The following is a 23,954-nucleotide window of genomic DNA, read 5'->3' as shown; positions in this document are numbered from 1 at the left end:
TTCAATAAGAGAAATAAAAAAAGGAGGTAATTACTTACCTCCTTTTTCATTCATGGCTGAATTTATTCTGCTCCAGCTGCCTGATTGTCGGCATTGCTGTAAATAAGCAGTGGTTCTGACTCACCATTGATGACGGATTCATCAATCACAACTTTACTTACATCTGTCGCAGATGGCAGTTCGTACATGGTTTCAAGCAGAACACTTTCCAGAATTGAACGCAAACCACGAGCACCTGTCTTACGTTCCATTGCTTTCTTCGCGATAGCACGAAGGGCATCTTCACGGAATTCAAGCTCTGCGTTTTCTAGCTCAAACAATGCTGCATACTGCTTGGTCAGTGCGTTTTTCGGTTCACATAGGATCTGAATCAACGCTTCTTCATCAAGCTCTGTCAGTGTTGTTGTCACAGGAAGACGACCAATGAATTCTGGAATCAAACCATACTTCACTAGATCTTCTGGCTCAACCTGAGTAAACAGTTCGCCGACGGTTTTGGTTTCGTTCTTCGAGCGCACTTCTGCACCAAAGCCGATACCAGTACCCGTAGCTACACGCTGTTCGATAACTTTATCTAAACCAGCAAATGCACCACCACAGATGAACAGGATCTTAGACGTGTCCACTTGCAGGAATTCTTGCTGTGGATGCTTACGACCACCTTGAGGTGGAACTGAAGCAACCGTACCTTCGATAAGTTTCAATAGCGCTTGCTGAACACCCTCACCAGATACGTCACGCGTAATTGATGGGTTTTCAGCTTTGCGAGAAATTTTGTCAATTTCGTCAATGTAAACAATGCCGCGTTCAGCCTTCGCTACATCGTAATCACATTTTTGCAGAAGCTTTTGGATGATGTTTTCAACGTCTTCACCCACATAACCAGCTTCGGTTAGTGTGGTTGCGTCTGCCATTGTGAATGGCACATCCAAGAATCGAGCTAGCGTCTCAGCAAGCAGCGTTTTACCACTACCTGTAGGACCAATTAGAAGGATGTTACTTTTACCAAGCTCCACACCTTCGCTCGTTGTATCACCATTGCGTAAACGCTTGTAGTGGTTATATACCGCAACTGCGAGCACTTTTTTCGCGTAATCTTGTCCGATCACATAGTCGTCAAGGTGTTCACGGATCTGTTTTGGCGTTGGTAACGCTTCAGATTCTTTCTTAGGGAGAACATCCTTGATTTCTTCGCGAATAATATCGTTACATAGGTCGACACACTCGTCGCAAATGTAAACTGACGGACCTGCGATTAGCTTGCGAACTTCGTGCTGACTTTTGCCGCAGAAAGAACAGTACAGCAATTTACCGCTGCCACTTTCTTTGCTTTTATCTGTCATTCGCTAACCTCTTAGCCTTTACTCTTCATGAATGAGTGTATATCAATTTTTGCCAAAATGCGCTGGCTAAATTACGCGCCGCGATGGCTCAACACTGCATCCACGATACCGTATTCCACAGCCTGCTCTGCTGACATGAAGTTGTCACGATCGGTATCGCGTTCAATCACTTCAAGAGGCTGGCCAGTATGTTCTGCTAACAGGTTGTTTAGCTTCTGTTTAATGGTCAGGATTTCCTGAGCATGGATTTGGATATCAGAAGCTTGACCCTGGAAACCACCTAGTGGTTGGTGGATCATCACACGTGAGTTAGGAAGAACGTAACGTTTACCAGCAGCACCACCTGCAAGCAGGAATGCGCCCATAGAACAAGCTTGGCCCATACATACAGTGCTTACATTTGGTTTAATAAACTGCATTGTGTCGTAAATTGACATACCTGCAGTTACGCTGCCGCCTGGAGAGTTGATGTATAGGAAAATGTCTTTATCTGGATTTTCAGATTCTAGGAAAAGTAGCTGAGCCACGACAAGGTTTGCCATGTGGTCTTCCACTTGACCAGTTAAAAAAATCACGCGCTCTTTAAGTAGACGTGAGTAGATGTCGTAAGAACGCTCGCCTCGGGAAGTTTGCTCAACCACCATTGGTACTAGTGCGTCCATAATTGGCGACATTGCATTTTTTTCTTGGTAGCTCATATTCTTATGTCCCTAAAATAAATGGCCCGGATGATGACTATCATACGGACCATTGTTAGCAGAATAGTTAACGTTAAGTCAACCTTCTACGCAAGATATTGCTTATTAAGCAGCAGGTTGTTGGTTAAGTAGCTCGTTGAAGCCTACTTCTTTCTCAGTTACCTGTGCTTTAGCGATGATCGCGTCGATTGCTTGCTCTTCTAGAGCTACGTTACGCATGTTGTTCATCATTTGCTCGTTTTGCTCGTAGTAAGCAATAACTTCTGATGGATCTTCGTATGCAGTAGCCATTTCTTCGATTAGAGCCTTAACTTTCTCGTCGTCCGCTTTTAGCTCTTCAGACTTGATTACTTCACCTAGTAGAAGACCAACAACTACGCGACGCTTAGCTTGTTCTTCGAACAGTTCACGTGGAAGCTGTGCAGCTGCTTCTGGGTTACCACCGAAGCGTTGTGCCGCTTGTTGACGTAGAACGTGGATTTCTTGCTCGATAAGTGCAGCAGGAACGTCGATTTCGTTTTCTTTAACTAGACCTTCGATTGCTTGCTCTTTGATGCGAGTCTTAACAGCTTGCTTAAGTTCGCGTTCCATGTTCTTACGTACTTCAGCTTTAAGTGCGTCTACACCGCCTTCAGCAACACCGAACTTAGCAACGAATTCGTCGTTTAGTTCTGGAAGTTCACGAGCTTCAACTTTGTTCACTTTGATTGCGAACTTAGCCGCTTTACCTTTTAGGTTTTCAGCGTGGTAATCTTCTGGGAAAGTTACGTCGATGTCGAATTCCATACCAGCAGTTTTACCTGCAATACCGTCTTCGAAACCAGGGATCATGCGACCAGCGCCCATTTCTAGTGGGAAGTTCTCAGCTTTACCGCCTTCAAACTCTTCGCCGTCGATAGAACCAACGAAATCGATGCTTACGCGTTTGCCAGCTTCTGCTGCTTCTTCAACTTCAACCCAAGTTGCTTGTTGCTTACGTAGAGTTTCGATCATCTCTTCTACGTCTGCTTCTTTAACTTCAGTTAGAGGCTTCTCAACAGTGATGTTTTCTAGGCCTTTTAGTTCAACTTCTGGGTAAACTTCAAAAGTTGCTGTGAAAACTAGGTCTGCACCTTCTTTGTTTTCTACAGGAGCGAAAGTTGGAGCGCCAGCTGGGTTGATTTTCTCTTTTACGATCGCTTCGATGAAGTGACGTTGCATAACTTCACCAAGAACGTCTTGACGTACTGCTTTGCCGTACATCTTAGCAACCATTTTTAGAGGCACTTTACCCTTACGGAAACCATCGAAACGACGGTTTTTAGCGATGTTGCGTAGTTCAGCTGTTACAGCATCTTCGATGTTTGCAGCTGGAACAGTAATGTTTAGACGGCGCTCTAGGCCCTCTAGCGTTTCAACAGTAACTTGCATTATTTATAAACCTCTAAAGTGGCTCGGTTATCCGAGCGTATGAGCGTAACTCTTTAAGTTAACGCTTCATCCTTGTGTAGTGTCCTGTCCGAACACCTAATTTAAAATCGAGTATTGATGCTGATTCTCAGCACCAGACTAATCAGTGATATCTTCGACAGAAATATCAAAGGTATCTCCTATTAGCCTCAGGACAGAATTTTTAGACGCGACATTCTAGCGATCTGTCGCAACCCTGTCGAGCCAATAGCCACTATGTGGACATTGTCTGCGCTAAATTCTCGAAAGCTGACTCATTTTTTTGCCAAAAATGGGATTAAAACACCCAATGAGCGCGTCAGCATATCTAGAATGGGGACAATAGCGACTTTTTCAAGAGAATCGACTGCTTTTTTTATTGAAAAGCGTAAAAAGAGATCTTGCTCTTGTTTTACTCCACAGAGTTGAAAACTAAATCCCCCATCATCCCTACAACCCATTAACATTTCTAAAGGCATAAAAAGGACGTGTAATAGGAATGCAAGGATGTCTCAACGAAATCGTATTTTACTGATTTTTTTCGCCTTATATTTCCTGTGCGCCATTGTGGGCGGTCGCTGGGTGTGGCAACACAGCTATCAATCTTTGCTAGATAAACACCAATCACAGCTCGAACAATTTTCTAGCCACATCAAAAATAAGCTCGATAAATACGCCCATATACCCAATCTTTTAGCCAAAGATGATCCTCTTTTTGAAGCTCTACTGAATCCTTCAAATAGCGCTCAACTCGAAATCACCAATCGCTATCTAGAATCGGTGAACAACGTTATTGAAGCGGCAGATACTTATTTGATTGATCAATGGGGCACGACCATTGCAGCAAGTAACTGGCGTAAAAAGCGCTCTTTTATTGGACGCAACTTTGCTTTTAGACCTTACTTTAAACAAGCCATCAGCGGTGAAAGCAGCCAATATTACGCTCTGGGCTCAACATCCGGCCAACGTGGCTATTACTACTCATATCCAATAATTTATGCTGGCGGCGTGTTGGGCATCGTGGTCGTAAAAATGGATTTGAGTAAAATTGAAGATAACTGGCAACAACCTGACAGCGTGTTCGTGGCCAGCGACCCTCACAATATTGTCTTTATGAGCAGCCGGCAGGATTGGCTATTCAAAAGCCTACAACCGTTAAGTGATGCAGATAAAAAGCAAGTTTGGACGAGTAGACAATATCTCGACACACCGATTCCGACATTGGGCTTTGTCGGCAACTTGAATGCACCAAATTCTGAACTGAAACAAGGCTACCCCTATAATAAAGGGACACTGGTTGTCTCTTCACTGCCTTTACCTGAGTTAAAGCTAACGATTCGTGTGCTTTCGCCAAAACAATCCATCGTTTGGGTTACGATGGGCTATATCGTTGTGCTTACGTTGGCCTTTACGGTTTTGTTCTTGATTGGCCAGTTGATTTATCACCGCCAACAACGTCATTTGCAGTTAGAACGAATCCAACAAGAGGCGAATCAGAAGTTAGAATTTCAAGTCATGGCGAGAACAGCAGAGTTACAGGCTGAAATTGCGCAGCGAACCGAAACGGAGCAAACACTGCGTTTGACCCAAGATGAGTTGATTCAAGCGGCTAAGCTGGCAGTTCTCGGTCAAATGTCAGCGAGCATCAGCCATGAGCTGAATAATCCGTTGGCAGCCATTCGTAGCTTTGCTGAGAATGGAAAATTGTTCCTTCAGAAAGAAAAGTATGATCGAGTGGAAGATAATCTCACTCGCATTTCAGCCCTCACAGACAGAATGGCAAACATCAGCCAGCAATTGCGTTCGTTTGCCAAAAAGGCCAGCGGCAATGAGCTTACCCAAACACGCCTGTTGCCCGTGATAGCCTCATCAAAAGAGCTCATGAAACCCGCTTTTAAATCTGCTCGTGTTCTACTTGCTACCGAACTTCCTACTGACAACATCGAGGTTCAAATCAATACCATTCAATTGGAGCAAGTTCTGGTTAACTTGCTGACAAACGCAATTGAAGCCGTAAAAGAACAACAAGATAAACAAGTGTGGTTGCTCGTTGAAACGGATACGGATGAAAACAAAGTGATGATTCATGTCGATGACAATGGCCCTGGGCTTGGTTCGCACACACTGTCCGAACTTTGCGAACCGTTTTTAACGACTAAAAAGAATGGATTGGGATTAGGACTTTCTATATCTCAGCAAATATTGGCTAGTATGAACGGCAGCTTGAGTGCTCACAACCGAGCCCAAGGTGGCGCTCGATTCTCATTGTGTTTACCAATATGCCAACGCACCGAACAATCAGAAGGATAAGATAATGTGTCAGGTGTTTTTTATTGATGATGAAACCGACCTTCGATTAGCAATAGAACAAACGTTTGAGCTAGCCGATATCGAAGCGACTTTTTTTTCCGATGCGGAATCCGCCTTGTTAGCCATGAAACAAAGCGACGAAGCTGGCGTAATTGTAACCGACATCTGCTTACCCGGTATTTCAGGTATGGACCTGTTAACCACGTTAGTTCAACGCGACCCAAACCTGCCAGTTATCATGATTACAGGCCATGGTGACATCTCTATGGCCGTAAATGCGTTACACCAAGGGGCCTACGATTTTATAGAGAAACCTTTTGCGCCAGAACACTTGGTTGAAACCGTAAAGCGCGCCATTGAAAGACGCCAACTGACGAACGAAAATGAGAAACTTCGTCAATCACTCAAAGCAAGCCAAACGCTTGGCCCCCGAATAATCGGTGAAACCACCAGCATCCAAACGCTGCGAGAAACCATCACCCACATTGCTGATACTGATGCCGATATTCTGCTGTTTGGCGAAACAGGTACAGGTAAAGAGCTTATCGCCCGCTCACTGCACGAACAAAGTTCTCGTAGAAACAATAACTTTGTGGCGGTGAACTGTGGCGCGGTGCCAGAAAACTTAATTGAAAGCGAACTCTATGGTCACGAAAAAGGCGCATTTACTGGTGCAGAAAGTCGGCGTATTGGTAAGTTTGAATTTGCTCAGGGCGGCACACTCTTCTTAGATGAAATCGAATCGATGCCAATTCAGGCACAAATTCGTTTGTTGCGCGTCCTGCAAGAGCGCGTGATTGAACGCGTTGGCTCAAACGAACTTTTACCTCTCGACATTCGCGTTGTCGCGGCAACGAAAGTGGATCTTAAACGTGCGGCGGAACAAGGTACATTTCGTCAAGACCTCTACTACCGCCTCAACGTGGTTACGCTAGATTTGCCTCCCTTACGTGAACGCAAGGAAGACATCCCTGCCCTTTTCCACCATTTTCTTTTAGTCGCGGCGTCACGCTATGGTAAAAGTTCGCCAAGCCTTTCAGCACAAGATTTGGCTCAGCTAATGGCTCACGATTGGCCGGGAAATGTCCGAGAACTGCGCAATGCAGCAGAGCGTTTCGTTTTATTAGGTAAACTCATCCAATTAGGTGAACCAAGTTCCATCCCCGCCTCAACCAGTAGCCTTGCAGAGCAAGTGGCGGAGTTTGAAAAGGCAGCGATAGAAAATGCGCTACTAGAAAACAATGGCAGCATCAAACAAACGATGGAACAGTTGAATGTGCCTCGAAAAACGCTGTATGACAAAATGCAACGCTATCAGATAGATAAAGAGCTCTATAAATAAAACCGGTTCGCACGATTGGTATTATATCCAACTTGAATCATAATTTTGCTAAGGCAATTATTGGGCTCATATGGATATGAATGAAAAAGTGAGGATACCGATCATTACCGATACAGTGGTGGTAGACGGCCAGTATCAAGAAGAAAGGCGCTCCGGTGAAGACCGACGTAAAAACAAAAAGAAGTGGCACGGCTATGAGCGCAGAGTCCATCCCGATCCGAGAAAACAAGATTTTAAATCCATAGACGAAGAGGTGTGATAGCTCACACCTCTTTTTGGTTGCGTGAATGTAATTCGGAAAATGTGTTATTTAGTGATTATTTCTGGCCCCATCAAGGTCGTTGGTAACCAGGTTGATACCCAAGGCACATAAGTCACAATTATCAAGAACAAGAACATGACGCCCACCCATGGCAATGCCGCTTTTACAACATTCATCATCGACATTCTTGCCACCCCAGCCGTTACAAACAGGTTCAACCCGACTGGTGGCGTTATCATGCCGATTTCCATGTTCACTACCATCATGATACCGAGGTGAATTGGGTCGATGCCCAGCGCAATGGCAATTGGGAACACCAAAGGAGCAACGATGATCAATAAGCCCGAAGGCTCCATAAACTGACCACCGATCAGGAGCAACAAGTTTACAACTATCAAGAACGTAATTGGCCCAAGCCCCGCAGACAGCATCGATTCCGTGATCATCTGAGGGATACGTTCTTCAGTCAGTACGTGTTTTAAGATCAGTGCATTAGCAATGATAAACAGCAGCATGATGGTAAGCTTGCCCGCTTCATACAAGGTATGCTTAGTGTCTTCATGGACAAAGGTCTGAATCACTTTGACGATCGCTGGTTTGGTGTTTTGCTTATCAGCAAATGGTCCCATGTCTTTATAGATAAAGTTCGCGATAAAGAATGAGTACACCGCCGCAACTGCCGCAGCCTCTGTTGGTGTGAAAATACCGCCATAGATACCGCCAAGGATGATCACCACCAGCAGCAAGCCCCAACTCGCATCTTTGGCGGCATCAAACGTTTCTTTCCATCCCACAAATGGTTGCTTAGGTAGATTCTTAATCCTCGCCGCAATGTAGATAGCGATCATCAACATCACGCCAGCCAGCAAACCCGGGATCACACCCCCAAGGAACATACGCCCTACTGACACATCGGTCGCAGCCGCATACACCACCATCACGATCGATGGCGGAATCAAGATCCCCAAAGTACCTGCGTTACAGATAACACCCGCAGCAAACTCTTTCGAGTAACCGTTTTTGATCATCCCCGCTATGACGATACTACCGATAGCGACCACGGTTGCTGGTGAAGAGCCAGACAGTGCTGCAAACATCATACATGCCACAACAGAAGCCATGGCGAGACCACCACGGAACCAACCGACGATGGCAATCGCAAATCGGATGATTCGCTTTGCAACGCCACCTGTCGACATAAAACTTGAGGCCAAAATGAAGAAAGGTATCGCCAACAATGTATAGTGACCAGCAAAGGCGTTAAACAGCGTTTGAGCAACTGACGCCAAAGAAGCATCGGAATGCAGCATTAAGAAAAGTACACTGGAAAGACCCAGAGAAATTGCGATTGGCACACCAATGAGCATGAAGCCAATCACCATTAAAAACAGTAGTAAAATATCCATGGCTTAGCGCTCCTTGTGCTCAGAATCGTTCGAGGAACGAGGAGTCATGGCATCGCCAGCTTCACTCATTTCTTCTTTTAAGGCTTCCAGTTCTTCCTCAGCTTCATGACCTGCAATCAAGCGATCCAGCTTGCCTGTAGCGATCTGCCAAGTGACTTGTAAAAAACGGAAAGTGAGCATCGCCATACCAAGCGGCAAAGCGAAATAAGGAATAAAGCGTGGCAGTTTTTCGTAGCGCTCGCCTTCATTAAGCCAATCCGCTAAGAACTGTAAAAACTCAGGCATTGGGATATCGTCGGTTTCATACCATGCGCGCTCTGTCGCAAAGGGATACCAATAATTCCAAGCACCAATCAAAAGCAGAATCGAAAAGGTTAGGCAGCAGGCCGCTGCGACTAGCGCAAGGAGTTTACGGCGCCCTTCAGGTACGATATTGATGATGACATCCACGCCAATGTGAAAGTGTTTTTTCACACCGTACGAAGCGCCAACTAAAACCATCCACGCGAACATGAATACGGTGAGCTCTAACGCCCAGAGAATATTATCGTTAAAGACATAGCGAAAAATGACATTAGCAAACGTCAGCAATGTCATCGCACCTAAGAAGAAAGCAATCAAGGTTTCTTCAATGGCATCGGTGATTCGTCCAGCCTTGGCAAAAAAAGTCGGTTCCATAATTACATCACGTCATCAGTAAAGGGAAAAAGCCCTCATCCTCAGCTCGGCTTAGAGAGAGTCCGAGGGCGAATGGATATCGTTTTTGTTATTGTTGGTTTGAAGCCAAAGCCGCTTCAATCAGGTCAGAACCAATGTCTTTCTCAAACTTTTTCCACACTGGTTGCAGAGCCGTCACCCACTCTTGACGCTGCTCTGGCGTTAGCGTACGAACCACACCACCCGCTTCGATGATGTTGTTTTTATTCGCCAAGTTCACTTTGGTCGATTCCGCGTTACGCTCAACCGTCACTTCTTGAATGATGGTATTGAGCTGTTCACGCTGATCTTCTGGTAGCTTCTGCCAAAAATCGTTCGACGTCACAACGAGGTAATCCAAAATACCGTGGTTGGTTTCCGTGATGCCATCTTGAACTTCGAAGAACTTCTTACCGTAGATGTTTGACCAAGTGTTCTCTTGACCATCGATAACCTTCGTTTGTAGACCGCCGTAAACTTCTTTGAAGGACATTTTTTGAGGGTTTGCGCCAAGTTGCTCGAACTGGGCAACAAGAACGTCAGAAGCTTGGACGCGGAACTTAAGTCCTTTCGCATCGCTTGGCACCATCAGAGGTTTATTGGCAGACATTTGCTTCATACCGTTGTGCCAGAACGCAATGCCTTGTAGACCACGACGTTTCATTGAGTTTTTCAGCTTCTCTCCCGCTTCAGAGTTTTGGAAGCGGTCAACCGCAGCGACATCATCAAACAAGAAAGGCAGATCGAAAAGGCGATACTTCTTGGTGAATTTCTCAAACTTAGAAAGAGAAGGAGCAGCGAGTTGAACATCACCATTTAGAAGAGCTTCCAACACTTTGTCATCATCGTAAAGCGTTGAGTTTGGAAACACCTGCATGCACACTTTGCCGTTCATTTCTTCGTTGACACGTTTTTCAAGCAACGAAGCAGCAATGCCTTTTGGGTGTTTGTCCGCGTTAGTCACGTGGCTGAATTTGATGACCGTTTCACCTGGGTCACAATTCGCAGCGGCATTAAAACTGGTAACAGCAAGAGCAGAGACAGATAGTAGGGTTAGAGGCTTTAACATTATTATTCTCCTTGATAAATCACATCCCATCCCGTCCATGAAGTTAAGGTGATGGGTACGGATGTTCATCAAAGAGCAATTAACATACCAACTATTTTTTTATTTAAAATCAATCCATTAAAATATTAAAGTTGACAAGCGAGAGCCAAAAGGAGGGAAATCCACCCACAAACCCAAAGGATATGGGTGGGAAATGACCCATTTATGAGGAGCAGCTGATCTCCATCTTTTTCCCCCACTCTGGCGGCAGTTTGGCATACGCTTCAAACTCTGGTTGCGAATCGTATGGATGGCGAAGTATCTCAGCAAGACGGTGAACTTCGCTGAAATCACCTTCCTCAGCTTTATCGATAGCCAATTGCGCAAGGTAGTTGCGAAGAATGTATTTCGGGTTGGCTTGGCGCATCTGTTCACAACGCTGCTCGGCTGAAATCGGCTCACCAATTTCATCTACCTCCAGCTCACATCGAGCCAAATACAAATCAAGCCAAGCTTGGGCGGCTTCCCGATCAATAAACAAATCGATGACCTCTTGCGCTGGCTGTTTATCGAGGTTGGACAACGCTCTAAAGAATCGCGTGTAGTCGGTATGATTCTGATTAAGCAGTTCAAACATCGACTCAAACAAACGTCCGTCTTCTGCAATTTTTGTTTTCAAAGCCAGCTTACTGCGCATCAAGCGGCTAAACTGCTGGCTTAAACGCCCTTCAAATTGGCTCAGTGCCTTTTCTAAATCTTCTCGTTCGACGAGCGGTGATAAGGCATGTGCCAAAGCAGAAAGATTCCACAGGGCAATTCGCGGTTGCTGCTCGAACGCATAACGCCCCTGATAATCAGAATGGTTACAAATGTACCCCGGTTCATAATCGTCGAGAAAACCAAATGGCCCGTAATCAAAGGTTTGCCCGAGAATTGACATGTTATCGGTGTTCATCACGCCATGAGCAAACCCATACGCTTGCCAGTAAGCAATCATGTCCGCTGTTTTCTGAACAATTTCACCAAACATTGCAGCGTATGGCTTCTCTGCCGACGCACAATCAGCAAAGTGCCACTCAATGACTTTGTCCGCCAGCAACTTTTGCTCTGCCAATTGATTGGTATAGAAAAGGTGCTCGAAATGGCCAAAACGCACGTGGGTCTCCGCCATACGAATCAACATTGCGCCGAATTCTGTTTTCTCGCGATAAACAGGCGTGTCACTAACCATCATGCCAAGAGCACGAGTCGTCGGGATCCCAAGCCCCGCCATGGCTTCGCTACATAGATACTCACGGATGGTTGAGCGCAACACTGCCCTGCCATCCCCCATTCGCGAGTAGGGTGTTAGCCCCGCGCCTTTAAGGTGAATATCAAACCAAGTGCCATTTTGATGCTCAATTTCCGCCAACAGCAATCCACGTCCATCGCCCAAGTCTGGGTTGTAGACGCCAAACTGATGCCCTGCGTATTTCATCGCCAGAGGACGAAACTGTTCGAATTCGCTTTGCCCAGAAAAAACCGCCAATAGCTCATCGTTTTGCGCTGCTGGTAAACCAAACTGCTGCGCAAACTCACCATTCCAAGCAACCCAGCGAGTATTATCCAAGGGTTGTGGCTCGACCAAAGTATAGAAAGCTGACGGTAATTGACTAAAGCGATGGGTGAAACTGACCCGTTGCCAAATGGACATGTGGGGTTCCTTAATAAAAAGAAGTACTGTTGTCAGTATACGTGTGAACGTCACTGTCATTCAGCCATGAAATGGGCATGGGTATTTTGCGTGGATAACGCGAAGACGGCAGGAAAGGTATTCACCCGCTACATACCACCTCACAAACGGAGGTGGTATGTAAAAACGATCAAATTGATTAAGCGGAAAATTCTTCACCCGTTTTTGGTGGCTCTGGTGGCGTATCAAAACGAGCGCGTTCGATATCCACTACCGTTTTATAGCTCAACGATAACAATGCCAGCTGGTACGCGCCGAAAATGCCATAGACCACACCAACAAAACCCAGCATGAAGAAATTCGTAAAGTGGCTAAAGATGAGCTGACTGAGCAATCCTGCACCTAATGGAATTAGTCCCATCAAAATGAATACTTGCTTGTTGTATGGTCTGCTTTGGTTCCATGAACGACGCAAACTGCGCGGCTGATGATCCATTGCGGTCGCAGGCAGCACAAACGACCAACGCGCCATCACCCAATAGCCAGGAATGCTTGCAATTGTTGTGATAAACGCCATGGCGACAAAGTCGGGTTCACCGCTTTCTGCAATGTAGATAAACGACAATACAAAGATTGGGATACCAATGACGAGCATCATCATCAATCCAAACAATATCCACCAGCCAATGAAACGGAATTCTCGGGCAGACAAACGAAACACATCCAACGCCGAGTGCATGTAATCGCCAACCAAATAAATCCGGTGCACACGCACAGCAGCCATCGCAGCAACAAGTGGGTATAAAACGATTGTGACGAAATAAAATCCCGTGATGTTTCCTTCTTGGACGCTCGCTTGATCTTGCCCCGTCATTTCAGGATACATAAACACAAAAATTGAGTGCACGATGATTAATGGAATACAAGCAATGACAATTGCGAGTAGGTTCCTTCTGACCATCACTGCCGCTTCTCGGCATACTGCCGAAACAGAAAAGTCCTCGGTTGACATACAACATCCTTAATTTGTAAAAATCTGCCCTTAGGGTAACCGCAGAGTAGAAAAATCGCTTTAAAAATAATGAGAAACACATCTCATAAGATAATGAGAGCAAAGTCGAAATAAATCAGACACAAAAAATAAGCCACTCGATGCGAGTGGCTTATACCGTAAATTTAATACCGTTTTAGACGCGGCGTCGCCAGCCCAATACAGCGAGTAACATCAGAGCCCAATAAGAAACACTGCCGCCACCCTCCGAGTTTTTAAACGTCGTTGTTTTCAAAGAAGCAACAACCGTCACGGTCACTTCACCCGTTGCAGTAGCACCTTTGCCATCCGAAACCGTGTATTGCAGCTTGATGCCGTCAGCCGGACTATCCGGTGCTTGAAAGCGGATTTTTCCGTTCTCTACACTCGCGATTCCTACGCCCGTTAAGTTTTGTACACTTTGTACAACCAGTTTATCGCCGTTCACGTCCGAATCATTGCTCGCTACATCAATCACAATGCTTTCACCGACGGCGACTGTCGCCGTATCCGCTAGCGTAATTGGAGCTGAGTTTTGCACGGTTAAATCGATGGTCACACTGGAAGTTTCGTTACTTGGATCCGCCACCGTAAGACGGAATGTTAGAACCTCACCCGCTTTAGCACCTTGAGGCACCGTAAAGCTTGCGCTAACACTGGTTGCATTGCCAAGAGAAACTGAAGTGCCAGCCAACTGCTCCCATCGATAACTCAACACGTCACCATCGGCATCCGTACTATTTAACGCAGACAGCGTGACTCGCTGCCCAACCGTCATGTCTTGATTATCAACATTAATCACGGCAACTGGCGCTTCGTTGCTGCCAAGCACTTCCACCTGAACATTCACGATTGAAGATGAGTAGGCACCATCAATCGACAACAAACGATATTGAAAACGATCCAAACCAACAAAGTTCATTTCAGGTTGGTACTGATTACCCGAAATGGTGCCATGTTCTGGTTGTTGAACGATGTCCACATTGAACTGATAACCAACGGCCATAAAGTCATTGTCCATCAAGTTCAGTTCGATTGACTTGTTCTTATCGGTTTGCAATGAGTCTGCTTTTGCCTCAACGACATGACTCGCATCCACATTCAGCAGCGCGGCAAACGGCACGAAAGAGAAGCCTGTCTGATTCAAACCAAATGTGTACATGTCGCTATTGCTGCCTGTCCACATCACAGGTAAAGAGGATTTTTCTGTTTTTAGAACACGACCGAAATCAAAGTTCGCTTCAAACTCACCGCCTTCCAATTCCACCACCAACAGATGCTGACCAGCACTTAGTTGACTTGGCTGAGGGAATAAGATTCGTGATGATTTTTGGAAAGAACCTTGTTGTAGCAGTTCAGCGCTGTCTTGGTCTAACACCAAACGGTAACCCGCATTACCTGAGAATGGGAATCGCCATACTCGGTAAGTCATGTCACTTTGAAGGCTGCTTCTTTGCGCGTACAGCTGAATACCATCCAGTTCTGTAGCGTTATTTAAATCTAGTGAAACCGCCAGCGTATTTGTGCTACTAGCAAACACATAACCTTGATAGAGAGAGTTCAGCCAAGCCGATTTGTTTGGCTCGCTCGCTTGCTCAAGGGAGAAACTGCCGCCATTCGTACTGCTAGCAATGTTAGAAATACGAACACCAGTTTCAAACCCAGCAATTGCTTGAAGTCCTGGATTAGAAGTGTCGGAAATCTCAGTGCCACCGTTAGGATACAAATCGCCAGCATCACTGCTTCCATCATTTTCTAACTCATTCAGACCATCAGCCTGCATGATTTGAACCTGCATCGCGCCAACATCGTTAAAGCGGTTCTGGACGTTCACAGACGTCGCTAATACCCCTTCTGCCGCCAATGCTCGGTCGTAACCGCTAAAGGTACGGTTTTCCAAATACACGCGTGGGCCAAACTCTTTTAAGTATGGGTCGAGATACACCAATTTGACGTCGTCGTTATTCACGGAAATAGGCGTCGGGCTTTCATGAGTGATCGTTGGTACAACGAAACCAGCCGCGTGTTTGCTCCATGCGCTCATGTTAACGGGCGTATCACCTGAGTACGAATCACCCGGTTTCTTCGCCCATGAACCAGCACCCATCACGCCCCAAGAACCAATCGAGGCATCACTGTTCCTTGCGTACAAGTCCGGCAAGCCAAGCATTAAGTGGCCAAGCTCATGTACGATCACACCCAACGTCGCTTGATGATCAACTTGGTAGTCAGCAAACACGCAGTAGTCAGTGATCTTTTTGCCATCTAGCGTGACATCATTGTGAGAGAATTTGTGTGGCCAGATAGCAGGACGGTCAAGGAATCCGGTTGAACGGTCGCCACCAGCAAAGATAAACATCACTGACAACTCTGAAGGTTCAACGGTTCCATCTTGGTTACTGTCGTAAGCAGAAAGATTGAAGTACGGATCCAGTTTTTGGTAGGCCTCTGTAAACACGGCGTTCAGCTTGGCCGTACATGTGGTGTCGCTAGAACTAGAGTGACAATTTGGGTGGCTTTGCGCCACAGTCACATTGATCACACCATCATTCGCGGTGCCGTAACTCTCGATAGCTGGGACGACTTTAAATTTACCTTGAGAGTTTTTATCAAAGTAATCCACAACGCTTTGGCCATTCGTGTCGAAAACACGTTGCTCGAAATTGTGCACCATCGCTTGATCGTTAAAAGAAACCTGCACAACCAACAGAGGCTGCTGTTTCACGCTCGAGCTGCTCATCGCCTGATAACCTTGTGCCGTGCGCAATAAGTTTTGGCGAGCCATAGGTTCAATCGCTTTTAACGAAGACAGCTCCGGCTTAACTTGCACGTCCGGACGAAACTTCGCTGAATCAGGCGCATCACTGGATTGGGTTTTCTCAATACCAGTCGAGAGCAACTCAGGGGTGTCTGAATTACGCTGGATCTGAGCAAAAAACCAAACACCATCTTCCTGAATCAAGGCATTGCCTTGTTTGTCTTCAAACCAATGGAAATCAGCAGTTCCGCGTAAAATCGCCTCGCTATTGCTTCCGTCACTCAGCGTGATCGGATGCCAAATTGGCGATGGTGGTGTCGTTGCCATACTGTTTCCGGCAACAAGTGCAGTCAGCATGGTCAAGGCAAGGGTGTGGAATTTCAAAGTACGGCTCCATCTTTTCAATTCACTATGCGTAAAACGAACTCAGATACCCATCAATTTAATGAGCGGTTACCTGATGGTTATTTACGCATTAGATATAAACTAAGTGAATGAATGGTACAGAAATGAAAGGATAAGGGAATGCTGACAAGGGGATCAAAAAGAAAATTTGAGCAGAAGACCACGTTATTTATAAATGTTTGAGCGCCGATGACCAATCGACGCTCAAAAAAGTCAAAATATCACTGTAAATTCAAAGCGTTATTTTACGTTCATTTTGCTTATTACTGACAAATCAACCAGTAAGAACCGTGTCTTCTGGGTACTTAATCAAGGTTGGCTCTGGTCTCGCTAACATATATGCGAGCGTCAAAGGCCCAATACGGCCAATGATCATCACGACGATCATGATGTACTTTCCAGGCTCTGAAAGCTCTGCCGTCAAACCTGCAGTAAGCCCAACCGTTGCAAAAGCAGAAATCGTTTCGAACATCACTTTGTCAAAAGAAGCTTTCTCCGTCAGCATCAACAAAAACATAGCAGTGGTAAGAATCGCTCCGCTCACCACAATGATTGCCAGTGACTTTGTTACCGTTGGCCAGTTTACCGTTCTCTTAAACATCACCACGTGTTTCTTTTGACGCAAGAACGTCCACGTCGCCATAAACGCGACAGCAAAAGTAGACACCTTGATACCGCCACCCGTAGAGGTCGAACCCGCACCAATCAACATCAAAACGATCATGATGAGTAATGCCGGTTGCGTGAACTGCGTTAAATCAACACTGTTAAAACCCGCTGTCCGCGCACTGGCTGATTGGAAGAAAGCAGCCAACCATTGCCCGCCAGTAGTGAGTGACCCCATGGTGTTGGGGTTGTGACGTTCCAAAAGCCAAAACAGCACCGTTCCCACCAACAGCAGTAACGGCGTGGCAATCAGCATGATTTTGGTGTGAATATGTAAGAAGTGGAAACCTTTACGCCAATGTCGCCAAACGTCACCAATCACAGTAAAACCCAAGCCGCCAAAGATAAACAGACCAGCTAAGGTGAAACTCACTAACGGATCGTTGACAAAACTCATCATGCTGTCAGAAAAGAGAGCGAAGCCAGCATTGTTGAAAGCCGAAATAGAATGAAACAGCGCATAGAACATGCCCGTCTGCCACCCCATTTCTGGCACCCAACGATACGAGAGGAAAACAAAACCAATCGCCTCTGCCACCAGCGCAAATGTGACGATCTTTTTCACCAAACGACGCAGGTTGACTTGCCTTTCTTGGCCAAGAGCTTCTTTGGCTAACGCTTGCTGACGTAGACTCAAGCGCACCCCAAACATATAGAGCAACACCGCAGATAAGGTCATTTGCCCTAAGCCGCCGATCTGCATCAAACACATCAGAAGAATTTTACCCGCGAGCGTAAAATGTTGGCCGGTATCGACCACACCCAACCCAGTCACACTGATGGCTGAAGTCGCGGTAAACAACGCGTCAGTAATAGACAGACCTGAAACCGAAAAAACCGGTAGCGTAAGCAGAACAGCAGAAGGCAATAACACTCCGAGAAAGCTCAGCAATATAATGCGCGGTTCGCCACCTTTCGCTTTATCTCGTTTGCCGTCTGGGACGTAAAAAACGCCTCTCTGATGAAATTGCGTCATAATGATTTCAGCTTGTTTGCCAACTTGTCTTGCGGGCCAACCACAATAATGAGATCGCCGATTTCAAGCGTGGTGCTCATATCGGGCGCTTTGATGATTTCAGGGCCACGTTTAAAGCCCAACACTTGCACGCCTTCGACCTTGCACAGCGCCAAATCGCTTAACGTTTTACCCATCAAACGCGAGCCAACAACAAACTCCGTCATTGCTAATCCGCTGCCCAATGGATGAAATTCGAGTACGCGTTTATCCAGCATTTTGCGCGCCACACGAATGCCCATATCGCGCTCTGGCATGATGATGTGGTCTGCGCCAATTTTTTGCAGAACGCGAGCTTGGAATCGGTCGTTAGCTTTTACCCATACCGATTTTACACCCGCCTCTTTTGCTATCAGAGTAGCAAGAATACTGGCATTCACGTCCGCACCAATGGCAATCATCACCATGTCGTAATCATCGAGCTTGAGCTCTGCGACCGTTTCTTCATGAGTACAATTTGCCACAATGGCCTGACTCACAAAACCTGCAGCTTCTTTCACTCGATCTTCATTGATGTCGACCGCTAAGACTTGTGACCCAGAATCTTGTAATTCTTTACATACCGCCAAACCAAATCGGCCAAGACCAATAACAGCGAATTGCTTATCACCTGTTTTCATTCGTGCCTCATTTATGCATTCATTAGCAAGCGCGAAAGTCTGCGCCTATTCCTGCCCTTCTGCAAATATGAGGACAGAAATTTGACAAAACATTTACGCAGTTATTTGCATTTTGAGTGTTAAGCGTATGACACGATTTAACTTTTTTCCTCATCACGACCGACAAACCAGACAAAATCCATCGTATTTTCGGCGGTTCTAAACGCAAAAAAGCCGCACGAATGCGGCTTTGCTTTCAATGTGTCAGCAGACTATTTTGCGTCACGCTGTTCAGAATTCTCACGACGCGGACGATTGTCTTGTGGTTTACGCTTATTCTTAGGTACGTAATTCAAAATCGAAATCGGCACTGGCTTTCTTGGAGCAAAACCTTCGATTTCAACACGCTCAAGCAAGTGACCCAGACGGCTTTCAATCATGCACAGGTTTTTGAAATCATCCTTCGACACCAAAGAGATCGCTTCACCTTGCGCGCCAGCACGGCCAGTACGCCCGATGCGGTGTACGTACTCATCCGCAGGGAATGGTAAATCGTAGTTAATCACTACTGGTAAGTTGTCGATATCAATACCACGCGCGGCAACGCCAGTTGCAACCAGATACTGAATTTCACCCGCCTTGAACTTCTCAATCAGTTCCTGACGAACACGCTGATTGCGACCACTGTGGAACGCTTCAGCCACAATACCGCGCTTCTCAAGCTGGCTAACCAATTTGGCCGCACCGTGTTTTGTTTCAATAAAGATCAGCACTTGCGACCAGTCGTTTTCATTCAACATGTGGCTCAAAAGCGATGACTTCATGTCTTTATCGACGGTGGTGATCCACTGCTTGATGTTCGACTTAGATGCGCTGTGTTTTGCAATCGTAATCTCTTCAGGATCTACAATCGCGTTTTTGGCCAAATCACGAACTGGGTTCGACAACGTAGCCGAGAACAGCAAGCTTTGAACATCTTCTGGCATGCAATCGATGATCTTATCGATCGAGTCGATAAAGCCCATATCAAGCATCTTATCGGCTTCGTCCAGTACCAGCATTTCCACTTCATCAAAATGGATCGCACGCTGGCCGTATAAATCAATCAGACGTCCTGGTGTGCTCACCACAATATCTACGCCTTCAATCAGCGCTTGCTTCTGCGGCGCATATTCCACGCCACCAAACATCGCCATTGAGCGCAGTGGCAAGTTCTTCCCGTACGCTTCAATACTTTGATGCACTTGCAGAGCCAGTTCGCGCGTTGGCGTAAGAATGATGGCACGAGCGCGTTTTTTACGTTGCGTCTCACCTTGGCTGAGCTTTTCTAAGATTGGCAACACAAAGCTGGCGGTTTTACCCGTGCCTGTTTGCGCAGCCGCGATCAAGTTGCTGCCACGCAGCACAATTGGAATCGCTTTTTGTTGGATAGAAGTCGGTTTTTCGTAACCCAGCGCCGTTACGGCATCCGTAATTGGTGCGCTTAAACCAAGCTTATTTTTCGTAACCCAGCGCCGTTACGGCATCCGTAATTGGTGCGCTTAAACCAAGCTTAGAAAATGGCATAGAAACGTCTCTAAAGAGGAAATGGGCGCGTAGTTTATCAGAATCCCAGTCAAGTAACAGAATCATTCGTCTGGACGCGAAAACCACATTCAACAAATGAACTCTATCCTTTTAATAAGACATTCTGTTGGCATGACGCGTTGAATTATTCACAGCCTCACGTTTCTCGCGAGAGAATCTCGTTATGCTGCTAACGTGTGCATTACTGGAAGGCTCCATGGACATTTTATTGCTTGTTGGATTGATCGCACTAAACGGCATTTTCGCTATGTCTGAGATCGCGTTAGTCGCGGCGAAAAGCGGCCGACTAAAAATGATGGCCGAAGACAACGCACCTGCTGCGCTCGCTTTAGAACTAAAAAACAACCCTACCCAGTTTCTTTCGACTATCCAAATCGGCATTACTGCCATCGGTCTACTCAGTGGCATTTTTGGTGAAGCGACGCTGTCCATTCCTTTTGAACACTGGCTCGTTGCCCAAGGGCTAGAGCGCGAAGTCGCCACCATTCTTGCGACCACCAGCGTTGTTATTTTGATCACTTACTTCGCGATCATCATCGGTGAGCTCGTGCCAAAACGTTTTGCGCAAAACAACGCGGAAAGCATCGCAATTGTGGTCGCCTATCCGATTCATTGGTTAGCCAAACTTGCCAGACCTTTTGTGTTCTTACTTACGGTGTCGACAGACGCGTTACTTAAACTTCTGCGCCAAAACGAAAACCAAGGCGAAATCGTCACAGAAGAAGACATCTTTGCCGTCGTCAATGAAGGTTCGGAATCAGGAGCCATCGAACCGCAAGAACAACTGATGATCCGCAAGCTACTGCACCTCAATGATCGTTTAGCCCTGTCTTTAATGACGCCGCGCTGCGACATCCATTTTTTGGACACCAACTTGCCGCTGGATGCGATTCTCAAACACCTACGTCAAACTCAACACTCAGTTTGGCCTGTGTGCAAAGGCGGTTTAGATAACATCATCGGTACCATCTCCTCAAAAGTATTGCTTGATGAGTACGACCATCTGTCTGTTTCGAGACTCGGTAAACTGCTCAAACATCCGCGCTTTGTACCGGAATCGATGAAAGGCTTGCCTCTGCTGAACTACATGCAACAAACCAGCGCAGAGATGGTGTTTATTGTTGATGAATATGGTGACGTGCAAGGCTTAGTCACCTTATACGATTTGCTCAAGTCCATCGCTGGCGAATTAGGAATGGCACCAGAACAAATCTGGGCGAAGCAGCAAAAAGACGGCAGTTGGCTGATGGATGCGCTGATTCCTCTCAACGAACTCAAATACAAACTGGGATTGACCACAATTGAAGGCGAAGAGAGTGAAGGTTTTCAAACCCTCAATGGCTTTTTAACTTGGTGGCTAGGACGCCTTCCACATGCAGGAGAGTTGGTCGACTATGAGGGCTGGCAGTTTGAGGTGTTAAACGTCAAGCATCACCGGATTGTGCAAGTTAAAGTGAGCCGAGAGACAGAGTCGGAAACAACCACCGACACCAACGATGGCGACGCTAACCCATAAAGTTAGGCTGCAAACCTTTCGCCAGCTTCTGCCTAACTTTGTAAGAGACGTCACTCAACGTAATGCTCCCTTTGCTGTGACGATCGATGCCTGCATTTTGTCGGTAAGCGATCGAACCTTGTTTGAACAGCACGTGTGAGGGTGATTTCCCGATTGCCGCGGGGTAGAGAATCGCCATGTAAACATCTTCCAACGAAGACATTCGGTGTCGATAAGGCCAAAAGTAAGCTTTCACATAATCGAGCTGTTCAACGGCGCTCATCATGGCGAGATGCTTAGTACTCGTCCCCAAGTTTTTCGCGGTTGCGGGCATGAACTGAATCAGACCTGTCGCCCCACTCCCAGAGCCGTTTCTAATGCTAGGGCTGAACGTTTCAGCCGTCTCAAAGGCCATACAAGCCATTAGATGATTCGGGTTGATTTCTAGCTCAGAGCAAATTTCGACCACTTTGCTTTTGAATGCTGGGCTGACTCGCTGTCCCCACGCCAAAACATGCTCAGAAGGCTCTTGAAATGGCTCGGGAGAAAAAATACATCGATGGGAACGTTGGGGATAAAAAGGAAGCTTTTTAATGAGGCGCTGCTGCCTGCCCTTCAACATGGAAGTAAAGGAAAACAATACAGCTTTGAGTGGCTGCCGTTTTTTAAACTTTACTAATCTATACAGTCGCTTAAATACCTTTTTCACGACATAACCAAGTTGAGGGAACACTCCCAAAATGTAATCCATTTCCTACAAATTTTATAGAAATATCAGCTACAACAAACATTTATGTGACTAAGGTCACTTTTAGCGCAATCTCAACGTTCAATAACCCACCAAAAAAGAAATAACCTTATTAAAATCAAGGCAATAAAAAGCCCCACCTATGAATCACAGATGGGGCTAATGAGATGTTTTTAATGGTTTTTTCTTAGTAATTTAAAAACCTTCGCCACGTACTAACTCAGCCAGCGTCGACAAGCGTTGCTCACTTTGCTTGACGTATGGGTTCTCGGTATCCCACGCGTAACCAGCCAATATTGCACTGATCATCTGTTTAATGCGTGGATTTGGAGCTTGGTAGAAAATCACGTCTTGAAGCGTGCCGTTGTACCATCCTTCCACATAAGTGCGGAACGTGTTGACACCAACCATCAAGCGTTCTGAGTACTCTTCTTGCCAATCAACCATTTCGCCGTTCAATTGACGCACAACGCAATCAGCAGCAAATTGAGCCGACTTCATCGCGATAGTGACACCCGATGAGAATACCGGATCCAAAAATTCGCCCGCGTTACCAAGAAGCGCATAGTGTTCTGTGGCTAAGCGTTTGACGTTCGCTGAATAGCCCCCCAACTCACCTACGGGATTTGGGTACTTCGCGTTTCGCAATAAAGACGCCAAACCCGGCTCTTCATTAGCCAACTGCTGCAAAGCTGCAAGCTTATCTTCTGGGTATTGCTCGAAAAACTCAGGCTCACCCACCACACCAAACGAACACGTACCATTCGAGAATGGAATTAGCCAGTACCATACGTCGTGATTTTCAGGATGGACTGAAATCAGAATTTTGTTGCGATCGTACTCTGGCTCTTGTGGTGAAATATGATCTTCGATATGCGTAAAGATCGCCTTTCTTGGTGGAAGGCAAGAAGGTTCTTCCAGATCCAGCAAACGCGGTAGCACTCGGCCAAAACCACTCGCATCCAAAACAAAATCGGCTTCGATTTGATACGCCTGCTTGTCGGGTCCAACCACTTCTAAGCGCGATTTTTTGCCTTCAAACGCCAAGCTAACCAGCTCATGCTGATAACGAATGTCGACGCCCTGTTCTGCGGCGCTGTCAGCGAGCACTTTATCAAAGCTGGCGCGTTGAACCTGAAATGTGGTGCCTGGTCCTGCGGTAAATTTGTCAGTGAAATCAAAGTGGGTGTAGACCCCATTACGACGGAACGCCGCACCATCTTTGAATTGAAAGCCATGCTGCTTCACCGCCTCTGTCATTCCGGCAAGTTCAACCACCTCCATACAAGCTGGAAGTAAGCTTTCGCCAATTGAGAAACGAGGGAACGTCGCTTTTTCGATCACGACAACATCAATACCACGGGATTTTAGCAACGCAGAAACGGTGGAACCCGAAGGACCTGCGCCAACGACGACAACTTGCTTGTGCTCTGTTTTCATTCTTTA

20 protein-coding genes are annotated in these 23,954 nt (G+C 46.3%); 4 read left to right on the top strand and 16 right to left on the bottom strand.

Features of this window, described 5'->3' with window-relative positions:
- Positions 1 to 62 precede the first annotated feature (62 nt).
- From clpX to OU793_RS08470, 4 genes are all read right to left on the bottom strand, one after another.
- A complete protein-coding gene (gene clpX / locus OU793_RS08485) occupies positions 63 to 1,343 on the bottom strand; it encodes an ATP-dependent protease ATP-binding subunit ClpX (protein WP_005460618.1) in 1,281 nt (426 codons plus the stop codon).
- Positions 1,344 to 1,414: 71 nt separating this feature from the next.
- Complete coding sequence (gene clpP, locus OU793_RS08480) at positions 1,415 to 2,041, bottom strand: ATP-dependent Clp endopeptidase proteolytic subunit ClpP (protein WP_005460620.1); 627 nt, start codon at positions 2,039 to 2,041, stop codon at positions 1,415 to 1,417.
- A gap of 105 nt (positions 2,042 to 2,146) precedes the next feature.
- Positions 2,147 to 3,451 (bottom strand): trigger factor, encoded by a 1,305-nt coding sequence (gene tig, locus OU793_RS08475; RefSeq protein WP_005460612.1) that lies wholly within the window; start codon positions 3,449 to 3,451, stop codon positions 2,147 to 2,149.
- A gap of 293 nt (positions 3,452 to 3,744) precedes the next feature.
- Positions 3,745 to 3,930 (bottom strand): hypothetical protein, encoded by a 186-nt coding sequence (locus OU793_RS08470; protein WP_005482581.1) that lies wholly within the window; start codon positions 3,928 to 3,930, stop codon positions 3,745 to 3,747.
- 46 nt (positions 3,931 to 3,976) lie between these two features.
- Here OU793_RS08470 and OU793_RS08465 point away from each other — a divergent pair, with 46 nt between their 5' ends.
- The 3 genes from OU793_RS08465 (at position 3,977) to OU793_RS08455 (ending at position 7,380) form a co-directional block, all read left to right on the top strand.
- Positions 3,977 to 5,779 carry an ATP-binding protein gene (locus OU793_RS08465; protein WP_140103111.1) on the top strand — a complete coding sequence of 601 codons (1,803 nt, stop codon included), beginning with the start codon at positions 3,977 to 3,979 and terminating at the stop codon, positions 5,777 to 5,779.
- 4 nt (positions 5,780 to 5,783) lie between these two features.
- On the top strand, positions 5,784 to 7,121 hold the full coding sequence (locus OU793_RS08460) for a sigma-54 dependent transcriptional regulator (protein WP_025622393.1): 1,338 nt from the start codon (positions 5,784 to 5,786) through the stop codon (positions 7,119 to 7,121).
- Between the two features lie 76 nt (positions 7,122 to 7,197).
- Positions 7,198 to 7,380: a hypothetical protein gene (locus OU793_RS08455; RefSeq protein ID WP_031832147.1), complete on the top strand. Its 183-nt coding sequence runs from the start codon at positions 7,198 to 7,200 to the stop codon at positions 7,378 to 7,380.
- 47 nt (positions 7,381 to 7,427) lie between these two features.
- On the opposite strand, the gene OU793_RS08450 is transcribed toward OU793_RS08455, so the two are convergent.
- The 10 genes from OU793_RS08450 to OU793_RS08405 all read right to left on the bottom strand — a co-directional run bounded on the left by OU793_RS08450 (position 7,428) and on the right by OU793_RS08405 (position 20,310).
- Positions 7,428 to 8,789, bottom strand: coding sequence for a TRAP transporter large permease (locus tag OU793_RS08450; protein ID WP_005495990.1), 1,362 nt, complete (start codon positions 8,787 to 8,789; stop codon positions 7,428 to 7,430).
- Positions 8,790 to 8,792: 3 nt separating this feature from the next.
- Positions 8,793 to 9,467 (bottom strand): TRAP transporter small permease, encoded by a 675-nt coding sequence (locus OU793_RS08445; RefSeq protein ID WP_005479032.1) that lies wholly within the window; start codon positions 9,465 to 9,467, stop codon positions 8,793 to 8,795.
- Between the two features lie 88 nt (positions 9,468 to 9,555).
- Positions 9,556 to 10,554: a TRAP transporter substrate-binding protein gene (locus OU793_RS08440; RefSeq protein WP_005479018.1), complete on the bottom strand. Its 999-nt coding sequence runs from the start codon at positions 10,552 to 10,554 to the stop codon at positions 9,556 to 9,558.
- 202 nt (positions 10,555 to 10,756) lie between these two features.
- Positions 10,757 to 12,226 (bottom strand): protein adenylyltransferase SelO, encoded by a 1,470-nt coding sequence (locus tag OU793_RS08435; RefSeq protein ID WP_140103110.1) that lies wholly within the window; start codon positions 12,224 to 12,226, stop codon positions 10,757 to 10,759.
- Between the two features lie 178 nt (positions 12,227 to 12,404).
- Entirely contained in the window at positions 12,405 to 13,217 is an 813-nt protein-coding gene (locus OU793_RS08430; RefSeq protein ID WP_053315512.1) for a hypothetical protein, read from the bottom strand.
- A gap of 175 nt (positions 13,218 to 13,392) precedes the next feature.
- A complete protein-coding gene (locus OU793_RS08425; RefSeq protein ID WP_029999306.1) occupies positions 13,393 to 16,377 on the bottom strand; it encodes a M6 family metalloprotease domain-containing protein in 2,985 nt (994 codons plus the stop codon).
- Between the two features lie 295 nt (positions 16,378 to 16,672).
- Positions 16,673 to 18,040, bottom strand: a complete 1,368-nt coding sequence (locus tag OU793_RS08420; RefSeq protein ID WP_005460587.1) for a TrkH family potassium uptake protein — start codon at positions 18,038 to 18,040, stop codon at positions 16,673 to 16,675.
- The gene (locus OU793_RS08415) at positions 18,037 to 18,699 is read right to left on the bottom strand and encodes a TrkA family potassium uptake protein (protein WP_005460581.1); all 663 of its coding nucleotides are present in this window, start codon (positions 18,697 to 18,699) and stop codon (positions 18,037 to 18,039) included. Before OU793_RS08415 ends, OU793_RS08420 begins: the two co-directional genes overlap by 4 nt.
- 251 nt (positions 18,700 to 18,950) lie before the next feature.
- Positions 18,951 to 20,153: a DEAD/DEAH box helicase gene (locus tag OU793_RS08410; protein WP_274647756.1), complete on the bottom strand. Its 1,203-nt coding sequence runs from the start codon at positions 20,151 to 20,153 to the stop codon at positions 18,951 to 18,953.
- Positions 20,154 to 20,172: 19 nt separating this feature from the next.
- A complete protein-coding gene (locus tag OU793_RS08405) occupies positions 20,173 to 20,310 on the bottom strand; it encodes a hypothetical protein (protein WP_274647755.1) in 138 nt (45 codons plus the stop codon).
- Between the two features lie 151 nt (positions 20,311 to 20,461).
- Here OU793_RS08405 and OU793_RS08400 point away from each other — a divergent pair, with 151 nt between their 5' ends.
- A complete protein-coding gene (locus tag OU793_RS08400) occupies positions 20,462 to 21,781 on the top strand; it encodes a hemolysin family protein (RefSeq protein WP_005488844.1) in 1,320 nt (439 codons plus the stop codon).
- Here OU793_RS08400 and OU793_RS08395 read toward each other — a convergent pair.
- Together OU793_RS08395 and OU793_RS08390 are read right to left on the bottom strand one after the other, a co-directional pair.
- A complete protein-coding gene (locus OU793_RS08395; protein WP_159404160.1) occupies positions 21,771 to 22,511 on the bottom strand; it encodes a transglycosylase SLT domain-containing protein in 741 nt (246 codons plus the stop codon). The genes OU793_RS08400 and OU793_RS08395 overlap by 11 nt on opposite strands.
- A 192-nt stretch (positions 22,512 to 22,703) precedes the next feature.
- A complete protein-coding gene (locus OU793_RS08390; protein ID WP_140050608.1) occupies positions 22,704 to 23,948 on the bottom strand; it encodes an NAD(P)/FAD-dependent oxidoreductase in 1,245 nt (414 codons plus the stop codon).
- Positions 23,949 to 23,954 lie beyond the last annotated feature (6 nt).

Origin of the sequence: Vibrio sp. VP6, assembly GCF_028823755.1 — a bacterium.
Taxonomy (GTDB): Bacteria; Pseudomonadota; Gammaproteobacteria; order Enterobacterales; family Vibrionaceae; genus Vibrio; species Vibrio parahaemolyticus.
Note: the sequence above shows the minus strand (reverse complement) of the source record. Positions and strands in the feature narration are given on the sequence as shown.